Source organism: Bdellovibrio bacteriovorus (assembly GCF_002208115.1).
GTDB classification, from domain to species: domain Bacteria; phylum Bdellovibrionota; class Bdellovibrionia; order Bdellovibrionales; family Bdellovibrionaceae; genus Bdellovibrio; species Bdellovibrio bacteriovorus_C.
Genome location: NZ_CP020946.1, coordinates 1039764 through 1051012 on the forward strand (window position 1 = coordinate 1039764; position 11249 = coordinate 1051012).

The 11249-nt window shown below is 51.3% G+C and carries 9 protein-coding genes; 7 read left to right on the plus strand and 2 right to left on the minus strand.

The window, feature by feature from the left end; translation table 11 throughout:
* Window positions 1-82 precede the first annotated feature (82 nt).
* The 7 genes from B9G79_RS05080 (at window position 83) to B9G79_RS05110 (ending at window position 10350) form a co-directional block, all read left to right on the plus strand.
* Entirely contained in the window at window positions 83-1504 is a 1422-nt protein-coding gene (locus tag B9G79_RS05080) for a S8/S53 family peptidase (protein ID WP_232469196.1), read from the plus strand.
* On the plus strand, window positions 1505-2956 hold the full coding sequence (locus B9G79_RS05085) for a S8/S53 family peptidase (protein ID WP_088564572.1): 1452 nt from the start codon (window positions 1505-1507) through the stop codon (window positions 2954-2956). It begins immediately after the preceding gene.
* A gap of 276 nt (window positions 2957-3232) precedes the next feature.
* Entirely contained in the window at window positions 3233-5311 is a 2079-nt protein-coding gene (locus B9G79_RS05090) for a methyl-accepting chemotaxis protein (protein ID WP_088564573.1), read from the plus strand.
* Window positions 5312-5313: 2 nt separating this feature from the next.
* Window positions 5314-6138 carry a CheR family methyltransferase gene (locus B9G79_RS05095; protein ID WP_088564574.1) on the plus strand — a complete coding sequence of 275 codons (825 nt, stop codon included), beginning with the start codon at window positions 5314-5316 and terminating at the stop codon, window positions 6136-6138.
* A 1-nt stretch (window position 6139) separates the two neighbouring features.
* On the plus strand, window positions 6140-6610 hold the full coding sequence (locus B9G79_RS05100) for a chemotaxis protein CheD (protein ID WP_088564575.1): 471 nt from the start codon (window positions 6140-6142) through the stop codon (window positions 6608-6610).
* 9 nt (window positions 6611-6619) lie between these two features.
* Window positions 6620-8095 carry a chemotaxis protein CheW gene (locus tag B9G79_RS05105; protein WP_088564576.1) on the plus strand — a complete coding sequence of 492 codons (1476 nt, stop codon included), beginning with the start codon at window positions 6620-6622 and terminating at the stop codon, window positions 8093-8095.
* A gap of 65 nt (window positions 8096-8160) precedes the next feature.
* On the plus strand, window positions 8161-10350 hold the full coding sequence (locus tag B9G79_RS05110) for a DUF748 domain-containing protein (RefSeq protein ID WP_198298045.1): 2190 nt from the start codon (window positions 8161-8163) through the stop codon (window positions 10348-10350).
* Here B9G79_RS05110 and B9G79_RS05115 read toward each other — a convergent pair whose 3' ends face one another.
* Both B9G79_RS05115 and B9G79_RS05120 read right to left on the minus strand, forming a co-directional pair.
* A complete protein-coding gene (locus B9G79_RS05115; protein ID WP_088564578.1) occupies window positions 10351-10749 on the minus strand; it encodes a hypothetical protein in 399 nt (132 codons plus the stop codon).
* A gap of 145 nt (window positions 10750-10894) precedes the next feature.
* Window positions 10895-11185, minus strand: a complete 291-nt coding sequence (locus B9G79_RS05120) for a hypothetical protein (protein ID WP_198298046.1) — start codon at window positions 11183-11185, stop codon at window positions 10895-10897.
* Window positions 11186-11249: the final 64 nt, after the last annotated feature.

Here is an 11249-nt window from a genome sequence, read left to right on the forward strand (position 1 = left end):
CACCTTCCGTGACTGGGATGGTATCTGGTGGGTCCCCAGCGGGCACGCCGAGTGCACTTTAAAGCCCCACAGGGGGCGCCATATGAAAAATCAAAAAATCCGCATTCTGGCTTGTGTTTTGGGGCTTTTCAGTTCCTTCCAGGCCACGGCCTTTGTGGAACTGGAAAAGCGTCAGCCTCTGGAAGTTGAAGACGGTCGTCTGACCCCGTACTGGGCGCAGGAATACATCGGCGCTGATCTGGTGAAAGAGGAAATGCGTCTGCTTCCGAATCTGCAGCGTGTTCCCATGGCTGTCTATGACGTGGGCTTTGAAAAAGAACACATCAATCTGGCTTTTGATATTCCGGTGGATCGCGCCATGAACGGAAACCGTCCGATGAAAGGGCATCACGGCACCAGCGTGGCGTCGTTGATCAATGGCAAGGGCATGGTTTCGGTTTCTGAATTTGTGAACTATGTGCAGCTTAAAAAAGTATCCCCGGCGGTGTTCTATTTTGGCGCTGTCAGAGAACTGAAAGAGCTTCCAGTAAAACCACAGGTGATTTCAAATTCCATGGGCTGGACATCTGAATCCGTCCTGGAACTGGCCACGGAAGTGGACCAGATGGGCATCATCTGGGTGATGGCGGCCGGTAACGAACATCCCAACGAAATTGCTGAACACGAACGGGTCGCGCCGGTCATCAGCGTCGGATCTTATTCGCCTCGGGGACTTCAAACTCTGTCGTCCCAGGAATCCGATCAACTGGACATTCTGGCTCCGGCGGATGAATACCAGGCGGCCCTTGATGGCAACGGACAAGAGGTTTTGTTTGGTGAGACCAGTGGTGCCACCCCTTTGATTTCCGCGTCCATCGCCAATGCCAAGGCGCTGATTCCGTCTTTGTCCCGTGCCCAGATTGAAAGCCTGATGAAAAGAACGGCGATACGTTCTTTCCACAGTCTGTATTCGGAAAAGAACAAGGCCGGACTTTTTAATGCTTATCGTTTCTTCAAGGTGGTGCAGCGTCTGCATGCGGTGTGCGGTGCCAATGCCCCGTGCATTCAGGCCCAGATGGACAATCGTCAGAACTATCTGTTTGAAGCTCAAGTCTTAAGCCCGCGTATCACGGCAGTTTGCCATTCCAGACAGGGACTTTCCAAGGCCGAAATGAAAGCCCTGCGCACGCAGTATTTGCTGAACGCTGAACAATCCCAGTACGCGCGTTTGCTTTCTTGTGCCTATCGCAATGAGGGTTACAGCATCAATGCGGACTACTATGAAAACATAGCCCTGATTCACGAAAATCCCAAGGCCTTGCAAAACAAAATTCAGACCCATGCAGTCCAGGCTGTACTGCATGGCTACACGGCAAGTGCTTCCTTGCGTGATCTGCAGATATTAAATGATTCTTTCCGCGAAGCCCTGCTCAAGATCCTTTCCGGTGAAACGGGAATGGAACAGTATCAGGCGCGGGATCTGTTGAAAGCCTACGACAACACCGTGAAAGTGGAGCTTCCCTAGATGAAACTTCTGCTGTTGCTGTCATTGCTGATTTCCTGCCGGGTTCTGGCATTTGTCGAGCTCGAGGATCGCAAGGCCCTGGAGGTGGAAGGCGAAAAGCTGACCCCGTTCTGGGCGCAGGAATACATTGGCGCGGATCTGGTGAAAGAGGAAATGCGCCAAATACCGGGGCTGGTGAAGGTGCCGGTTTCGGTTTATGACATTGGATTTGAAAAAGATCACATCAAACTCACACGGGACATCGAAGTGGACACCGCCTCTGGCGGTATGGGTGAGGTGGGTTATGGCGGGCACGGCACCAGTGTCGCAAGTCTGCTGAACTGGCCGGGAATGGTGTCGGCTTCAGAGGTCGTGGACTTCGTGCAGCTTCGCCGGGTCAGTCCGGATATTTTTTATTATTCAGCCTTGCAGGAAGTTAAATCAATGTCCGTGCGCCCGTGGATCATTTCCAATTCCATGGGATGGGAAACGGCGGAAGTCACTGGTTACGCCCGGCAGGCCGATCAGATGGGCATCATCTGGGTGATGGCGGCCGGCAATTCCCATCCACTGAAGATTGAGGATCACGAACGTCTGGCGCCTGTGATCAGTGTCGGATCCTATTCTCCACGAGGGCTGCAGACGATATATTCTCAGGAGTCTGATCAACTGGACATTCTGGCGCCGGGTGATGACTATCAGGCCGCCATAGACGGAATGGGGCAGAGGGCCTTGTTTGGTGCGACCAGCGGGGCGACGCCGCTGGTGACGGCTACAATCGCGAATGTGAAATCGCTGCTTCCGTCACTGGGCCGTTCAGAAATCGAATTTTTGCTGAAGAAAACCGCGTTGGCCTCTTTTCACAGTTTGTATTTGCCGGATAATAAAACGGGTCTTTTGAATTCGTATAAAGCGTGGAAGGTCGCGGAAAGGCTGTTTGCCATCTGCGGGAAGGACGAGGCCTGTTTACAGCAGCAAATTCGCAATGGGCGCAATTACGTGTTCAAAGAGGCCCGCTTGACCGCCAAGGTGGAAGGGGTGTGTGCGGGGAAAACTGTTTTAGCAAAGCAAGAGATGAATGATCTGCGCCGGCAGTATTTTCTGAATCCGCAAATCACCCGCTATGCCCGGCTTCTATCCTGCGCCTATGGAAATGAGGGTTACAGCGTTAATGCCGACAACTATGATTCGATGGTTTTGATCCAGTCAGACCCCGTCGCCATGCAAGCCAAAGTCCGACGACAGGCCGTGCGGGCTGTGCAGAAAAATCATGTCAACAGCGGGGCTCTTCGTGATGTGCAAATACTGGATGATTCCTTCCGGGAGGCACTGGTCCTGGCTCTAAAAGACGGCCATGGTTTGTACCCCAGCCGGGCGAGGGAATTTCTGGAAAAGTACGATCAAACAGGTCGAGTGGAGCTCTCGGATCGGTCCAAAATCTCAAAAAAGAGCAGTAAAAAAACTGTGAAATAAAAATCAATGAAGGCACGGCAAATCCCCCATCCGTGTGAGCTTGCGCTCATGTTGAGGGGTGTTTATTACAGACCTGCAAGACAAGGGGTCGTTTTGGAAAAATGTTGGAACTCAAAGCTCATAAAATGCTTATTGGTTTACAGGATTACTGGTTCCTAATTTTCTCGGCTTTCGGCGGAAAGATTAAGATTTAGACAAAACAAAATCATCCTCTCGTCCTTTGAAATATTCCTACCGAACAGTTGTAGGTCGAATATTTGTAAGGAGAGACCTTCGATGAGTACTGCACGTAAAATTGTAGAACAAAGTCCCCAGCTTGATGAACTTACCAGCCTCCGCGAAGAAATCAAGGCGCTGCATCGGGTGCAGGCAGTGATCGAGTTCAACCTCGATGGCACTATCATCACGGCCAACGAAAACTTTCTGGGTGCGTTGGGGTACTCTCTTGAAGAGATTCAGGACCACCATCACTCCATGTTCTGCGAACCAGAGTATGGCAGAAGTGTGGAATACAAGAAATTCTGGCAGACTTTGGCTAAAGGTGAATTTGTCGCCGGTGAATTCAAACGTCTCACCAAAAGCGGCAAAGAAATCTGGATCAATGCTTCTTACAATCCGATTTTTGATAACGAAGGCAATCCCTGCAAGGTGGTGAAGTTCGCCACAGACATCACGGCCCAGAAAGCCAAAACCTCTGAATACGAAGGCAAAGTGACGGCGATCAGCCGGGCGCAGGCTGTTATCGAATTCAACCTCGATGGCACGATCATCAGCGCCAATGAAAACTTCCTGGCGACCGTGGGCTATGGCCTTAGTGACATCCAGGGCCATCATCATCGCATGTTCTGCGATCCGGCTTATACAAGTTCCCCGGAATACAAAATGTTCTGGGAAAAGCTGGCGCGCGGCGAGTTTGAGGCAGGCGAATTCAAGCGTTTTGCCAAGGGCGGTCGCGAGGTTTGGATTAATGCTTCTTACAATCCGATTTTCAATGCCGATGGCAAGCCCTGCAAGGTGGTGAAATTTGCCACCGACATCACGGCTGCAAAAATGAGAGCCGCTGAAGATGCGGGAAAAATTTCCGCCATTGGCAAAGCGCAGGCGGTGATTGAATTTAACATGGATGGCACGATCATCAGTGCCAATGAAAACTTCCTTGCAACCGTGGGCTATGGCCTGTCGGAAATTCAGGGGAAACATCACCGCATGTTCTGCAGCAGTGAATACACGGGAAGTCCTGACTATGCAAATTTCTGGGCGAAACTGAACCGCGGTGAATTTGATTCCGGCCGCTATCAGCGCGTGGGTGCGGGGGGCAAGTCCATCTGGATCCAGGCCACATACAATCCGATCATGGATATGAATGGCAAGCCTTATAAAGTAGTGAAATTCGCCAGTGACATCACCAAGCAGGTTGAACTGGAACAAGAGGTAAAAAGAAAAGCCGAAGAAGACCAAATGAAAGTCGATGCCCTGCTGCTGACCGTAAATAAGGCCGCAGCCGGTGACCTGACTTCCCCTATCACAGTTTCCGGCGCGGATGCCATTGGCCAGTTGGCTGATGGTATCCAGAAAATGATGGTGGATCTGCGGGGAGTGATCTCCGTGGTTGTTTCCTCAGCGAATAACTTCGGAACCTCTTCCAAATCCATCGCAGAGCAGTCCACCTCCGTGGCCGCTGGTGCCCAGAGTTTGGGCGCGACGGTTGAAGAAATGAACGCTTCCATTGAAGAATTCACAGCTTCCATCGCATCGATTGCTGACAACACCAAACAGGCCAATGAGCTGGCAAAAGTCACTCAGAAGGAAGCTGAACAGGGCAGTCAGGCCATTGCCAAGTCCATCGAGGCCATGGAGCTGATCAATAAGTCCTCTGAAGACATCAGCGAGATCATCAAGGTGATCAGCGAGATCGCAAGTCAGACGAATCTTCTGGCCTTCAATGCGGCGATCGAGGCGGCACGTGCCGGTGAGCACGGTCTGGGCTTCTCGGTGGTTGCGGACGAGGTTCGCAAGCTGGCGGAAAGATCATCGCAGGCAACGAAAGAGATTTCCAAACTGATCAACGAATCCACCAAGCGCGTGGAACAGGGCAGCTCCATTTCCAAGCAGGCCGGCGAAGCCTTCAGCAAAATCGTGGCGGGTATCGAAAAGACCACCCAGTCCATCTCTGAAGTCACTCTGGCGGCGGAAGAGCAGTCTGAGGCAGCCAAAGGTGTCAGTGCTTCGATTCAGCACATTGCTGCTGAATCCGAGAAATCGGCGCAGTCATCTGAAACCATTGCAAACAACACCGGCATGCTGGTGAAAGAAGCCGACGACCTGAACAGAACTGTGGCTAGATTTGTGGTGTAAACGTGGCAGAAGCAGCAAAGAAACTGGAAGGAGCAGCCCTGACAAGGCTGCTTTCTTTGGTAAAGACACATACCGGGATCACCATGGAAGAGCGCAAGCGCGACATGCTCACCGCTCGGATCAAACCGCGTTTGAGGATATTGGGCCTTGAATCCATGGAAGACTATATCGACCACCTGGAACAGGGAAAGGTCGAGATTCAGGACTTTGTTAATCTGGTCACCACCAACGAAACCCACTTCTTCCGCACCCAGGCGGTGTGGGACTACTTCCAGAACGAATACCTTCCGGAGTGGTATAAAAAGAATCCGGATACGATCCTCAGAATCTGGTCGGCGGCAGCCTCGACTGGGGAAGAAGCCCACTCTTTGGGAATGGCTTGCGAGGAGTTCCGTTTCAAACATCCGTCTTTCAAATACAAAGTCATGGGTTCAGATATCGACACGGAAGTGCTGGCCAAGGCACGTTCGGGTGTTTTCAGGGACCGGACTTTGGATGAATTGAAAAATCGCCATCCGACGCTGGTGGAAAAATATTTCCGTGAGCAGGCCGACGGCACTTTCCGCATCAGCCCGGTGGTCAGCGCCAATCTGGAGTTTTTCCAGCACAACCTGCACAAAGCGCCGCCGAAGGGTCTGATGTTTGATATCGTTTTTCTGCGCAATGTTTTGATTTACTTCAACGACCAGGATCAGGAACTGGTGCTTTCCAATATGCACCGGGCTTTGAAGCCGGAAGGCATGCTGATCCTGGGTGAATCCGAATCTTTGGCGCGGCATAAGGCGCAGTTCACGTTCAAGAAACCTCTGATCTATATGAAGGGCTGATATGTTGCCGGTCGAACACCACGTCAGAATCGGTCAGATCCTGATCGCTGAAAACGGCGAGGTGCTGAAGACTGTATTGGGTTCATGTGTCGGCATTGCGCTGGTGTGGCGCCGGCAGAACAAATGGGCCCTGGCCCACTGTCTGCTGCCGTACCCGGAAACCTTCAAAGAAGACAAAGACGCCCGTTATGTCAGTCAGACCATTCCCCGCATGCTGGAAAGAATGGGCGCGACTCTGGCGGATGTTTCCGAGATGGAAGCCATCGTCGCTGGTGGCGGCCGCATGATGGACGGGGATAAAAGCTATACTAAATTTGTCGTCGGAGATGAGAATCTGAAAGCGGCAAAAGCGGTGCTGGAAAAACACCGCATCCGCATTGTGGCCTTTGAGCCCGGCGGCGAACAGGGAACCAAGATGCGTATCGCCGGTGACGGTGATTATTCCATCGAAAGACTTCCCAAGACGGGTTAGGAAGAAACTATGAAAAGCTCTTCGCATATGCAAATGTTTGCTTCTTTCCGACTGGGTCAGGCGGAACTGGCCGTTTCGATTTCGTCCCTGCAGGAAGTCGTCAACTATCCGGAAAAAATCACTCTGGTGCCCCTGGCGCCGGATTATCTGACGGGTTTGTTCAATCTGCGTGGCACGGTCACACCGATTGTGGATATCGGCCGCCTGCTGGATGTGGAAACTTCCGGCAACAACAGTGTCAAAAAAGTGGCGATCGTGCATGTCAACGGCGTGCGTATCGGTTTGCTTTTTGACTCCACTTCAGAAATTTTAAATGTTCAGGCCGGGGACATCTCGCGCTTTGACAATCCTCTGGAAGGTCGTAAATCCGTCATCCGCAGTGTGCTGAAGCTGAATGGCGGGGATCGCATCGTCGAGGTGCTGGATCCTGAAGCTTTGATCAAGATTGAAAACATCCCGCAGATTCTGGAACAAAGCCGCAGCACTGCGACGGAAATGACCCGCAAGGCCTCCAAACGGGACCAGTGCATCACTGTGCGCTCCGGAGCGTTGGAATTTGGTCTGAGCATTTCCGGGATTCGCGAGATCATTCGCGTTCCTGAAATCAAGCGCAGCGTATTGGCGGTGGACTACTGTATCGGCATGGTGAACCTGCGGGGCACAATCATTCCGATTTTGGATTTCCGCATGTTCCTGAAGATTGAAGGCGAAGAATGCAAGGACCTTGAGTCCCGTCGCATCGTGATTTTGAAGCTTCAGAATATTCAGGTGGGTTTTCTGGTCGACAGTGTCGATAGCATCGTGACCTTCTTTGAGGAGGAAGTGCTGCCGATTCCGATGTTTGCCCAGGAAAAAGTCGAGATGATGCGCGGCCTGCTGGCGCAGGAAAACAAAGCCAATGTTGTGCTGCTGAACGAAAGCAAAATTCTTTCAGATCAAGAGATCCTGGCCATCACTCGCGGGCATGATTCTTTGTATGGCAATCGCGAGAAAGAGGCCGAGGCGGCCAAAGCCAAGACCGAAAGAAAACCGTATATTTCCTTCCGTCTGGATTTCATGCTGTCGACGCGCTTAAGTTCGATCGACGAGATTGCCAAGGTGGAAGGTGAATTGATGCGCCCGCCGGGTTATCCGGAGTATGTCGTGGGAATGATGAAAATGCGCGGGGAAGTCGTGACAATCGTGGATTTGCGCAGCTTCTATGGAATGAAGCCGGCCACGGACCTGGTCAATTCCCGGGTTTTGATCGTAAAGGGCCAGCAAAGCAAGTTCGGTCTGCTGGTGGATTCTGTGGAGTCGATTGACACCGTGGATGAGGCCAATAAGACGCGTATTCCGACGATCCTTGCTCCGGAAGCGACGAAGACTTTGCAGGGCCATATGAAAGAAATTGTCGAAGTCACGGACCTTGCCGGTGTGAAAAAGACGTTTATGATTTTGGACGTGCCGGAACTTATGAATCGCCTTGATGTCCGCGCGGCATAAATAACAAACTGATTACTTGACGTTTTCCTGCAAGTGCTGGAGTAGTCATGCAAAGGGAACTTTGTATGACGACGACTGTAAAACGAATCCTGCAAATCGGTATTTTATTGCTGGGCCTGTACAGCCTTGCGGGATTTGTTCTGGCTCCCTGGATCATCAAATCTCAAATCATCCAACAATGTGAAAAGCGGCTGCAGACGACCCCGAAGGTGGGGGCGGTGTCGCTCAATCCCTTTACCTTCGAACTTCTAATTAAAGACTTTCTGCTGCCTTCCAAAGATCAGGAAAAGCCGCGCCTGGCGTTCAATCATTTTTCCGTGAATCTGACTTGGTATGCGCTTTTTAATCAGGAAATTCGTTTAAAAAGTGTGATGCTTGACGGGGCGGCAGCGCGCTTTGTGGTATTTAAAAGTGGTGACACCAACTGGGAATTGACGCCGACCGGGGAACCCGAAAAAGACACTTCTCAGGATTCAGATTGGATTTTGACGCTGGAGCAAATTCAAATCCGTGAAAGTGGTGTGGACTTTTTTGACTACACTCACGCCACGCCGCTGGAACTTCCTTTGGGACCCATGAATCTGGCCGCTGCCAATATCAGTACATCTTTGGGCTCCAGGACCTCTTTGAAGTCTTTGAACATTTCTTTCGGTGAACAAGGATCATTGAATTTAAGCGGGGACATGCAGTTAAAACCTGTCACCGTCAATCTTATCGTGGAGGCACGTCAAGTGCCGTTGGATTTTTTGACAGCTTATCTTTCGGATCATACTTATTTGACGCTGAAAAAGGGCCAGGCCGACACAGTGTCACGCATTCAATATCAGAATGGCCGAGTGCGTGTAACCGGCGAAGCCCAGATCCACGACTTGGCGCTGGTGCCGGAAAATCAGGATAAGCCCGTGGTGGAATGGGCGCAGTTGGATTTGCAAGGCATAGATGTCACCACTGGCCCGGTGGATTTAAAGGCTGCCGAGTTGGTGTTGAAAGGTCTTAAAACTGACGTGGAGTTGCGAAAAGACGGCACGTTGAACTTCCGCTCCTTCGTGAAGAAATCTCCGCAGGCCCCCGCGGAAGCGGAAATCACCAAGCCTGCTGACGCCACAAAAAAAGCGCCGCTAAAATATTATATTGAAAAACTGACTTTAAGCGACGGCCTTGTGAACTACGCGGATCTGCAGATCCGTCCCAATTTTAAAGCGCTGGTGCATGATCTTGAGGGTTCTGTCGGACCGATTTCCCCAAAGGCGGATGAAAAGATTCAAATTGCTTTGTCCGGGCAGGTTGAAGCCTATGGAAAATTCAAGGGCAAAGGTTTTGTGATTCCGGGAACCAAGCGCCCCACGCTGGATCTGGACATGAACTTCCACAATATCGAAATGACGACCTTTACGCCTTATTCAGGACACTTCGCCGGATACGAAATCAAAAAAGGAAAGCTTTTCCTGGATTTGAACTACAAGCTTGTCAACAGTCGTATCAAAGGCAGCAACAAGGTGCTGCTGGATCAGTTCACTTTGGGGGACAAGGTTGAAAGCAAGAATGCGACCGGCTGGCCATTAAAGTTGGGTTTGGCATTGATGAAGGACCGCAAAGGGCAAATCAAGTTTCAACTGCCGGTGGAAGGGGATGTGAATTCTCCGTCCTTTTCATTGGGTAATCTGATTTGGACGGCCGTCAAAAACATGATCATCAATATCGTGGCGGCACCCTTTGATTTTCTTGCAAGCCTGGTCGGTGGCGGCGATGACATGCAGGACATCCGCTTCGCTCCGGGACAGAGCGAGCTTAAAGCCGGTGAAAAAGAAAAGCTGATAAAGCTGGCCCAAGCCCTGGCCGAGCGACCCCAGTTGAATCTTGAGATTCGCGGCGAATATCAGGCAGCCGACAGGCAGGCGCTGCAGGTAAAAGCCCTGGAAGAAAAGCTCGAACCTTTAATTGCAAAAAACAAAGATCGCAGCAAAGCGGTGAGAACTGTCGCAAAAGAAAATTTGCAGCCGGAAGCTTTCGAAGTCATTGAAGACCAATTTGCCAAAGACCCTGCCGGGCGCACCGCTGCCTGGGAAAAGAAAACAGCGGAAGCATTGTCCGTCAGCGACGATGAACTAAAAGTCCTGGCTCTTGCTCGGGGAAAGGCTGTCATGACGGAGCTTGCTGCTGGCAAAGTTGAAACGGAACGGCTGTACTTGTTATCAGGCAGTGCCGGAGAGGCAGGCAAGGCCCCACAGGTGACCTTGTTGCTGAAAGAAAATTAATTAATTCCCCGCGCAGAAGTTGCGGATGGTATCCGGGAAGCAGGTATAGATAATCGCCGGATCTTTGGGCCCCTGGCCATCCAGATAGACCAGTTTTCCCTGGTCACCGTCCACATGCAGTTCAACGTGTCGTTCGATATCCGCGTCACCCGCGACGATGCTGACACCGTTGTTGCGGCATTCAAGGGTTTGAATCTGATACGGCATCGGACGAATTCCATAGGGAATGTGGGTGTCGATCCAAAGAACTTGCAAGGTCGGTTCTTTGCTCACGGTGATACGTAAATCAGTATTAAAAATATCCGAGTGGTAGGGACGTTGGCAGAATAAGCTGTGGGACGCGGCCTTCGCGGCGGCAGAACCAAATATCAGGAAAAGAATCGGCACCAGTTGTTTCATAATGTCCTCTTTCAACTGAAGCTCGGTCTAACGAAAAAAATTGTCAACGTGACTAACATTAAGATGGTTTCATATTTGGGAATCAGGCAAGCCTGCCAGCGGGAAAGGAAGCCGCTGGGCAGACTTGCCCGAGGGAAGTCCGTTCTTAGTTGCGACAGACGTGTCCGTGATAGACATTGTTTCCGGTGTAGCACTTGCACGGCTGACCAAAGCGGTCGGTGTAACCCATGTCGCAATAGTTCCCGCGGTTCATGCAGCAGTAACGGGATACAGATCCGCCGCCACCTTGCAGATCCATCTCGTCCGGCATCTCGGCTGTCGACATCTCGACCATGGATTCGATCTCCACCGGCAGTGTCACCAGAGTTTGTTCTTCAGCGTGCGCAAAACACGACAGCCCCAGAATCATAAACAGAGCCATAACCATATTTTTCATGAAATCCTCCTTGAGCTGTTTATTGTGTATCAAACTCCCAAGGCGGCAATATGTATTCGGTCAC

Coding starts and splice junctions, on each gene's coding strand:
- B9G79_RS05100 (WP_088564575.1), top strand. CDS start 6,140: ATGTTGCCGGTCGAACACCACGTCAGAATCGGTCAGATCCTGATCGCT.
- B9G79_RS05120 (WP_198298046.1), bottom strand. CDS start 11,185: ATGAAAAATATGGTTATGGCTCTGTTTATGATTCTGGGGCTGTCGTGT.
- B9G79_RS05090 (WP_088564573.1), top strand. CDS start 3,233: ATGAGTACTGCACGTAAAATTGTAGAACAAAGTCCCCAGCTTGATGAA.
- B9G79_RS05085 (WP_088564572.1), top strand. CDS start 1,505: ATGAAACTTCTGCTGTTGCTGTCATTGCTGATTTCCTGCCGGGTTCTG.
- B9G79_RS05115 (WP_088564578.1), bottom strand. CDS start 10,749: ATGAAACAACTGGTGCCGATTCTTTTCCTGATATTTGGTTCTGCCGCC.
- B9G79_RS05105 (WP_088564576.1), top strand. CDS start 6,620: ATGAAAAGCTCTTCGCATATGCAAATGTTTGCTTCTTTCCGACTGGGT.
- B9G79_RS05110 (WP_198298045.1), top strand. CDS start 8,161: ATGACGACGACTGTAAAACGAATCCTGCAAATCGGTATTTTATTGCTG.
- B9G79_RS05080 (WP_232469196.1), top strand. CDS start 83: ATGAAAAATCAAAAAATCCGCATTCTGGCTTGTGTTTTGGGGCTTTTC.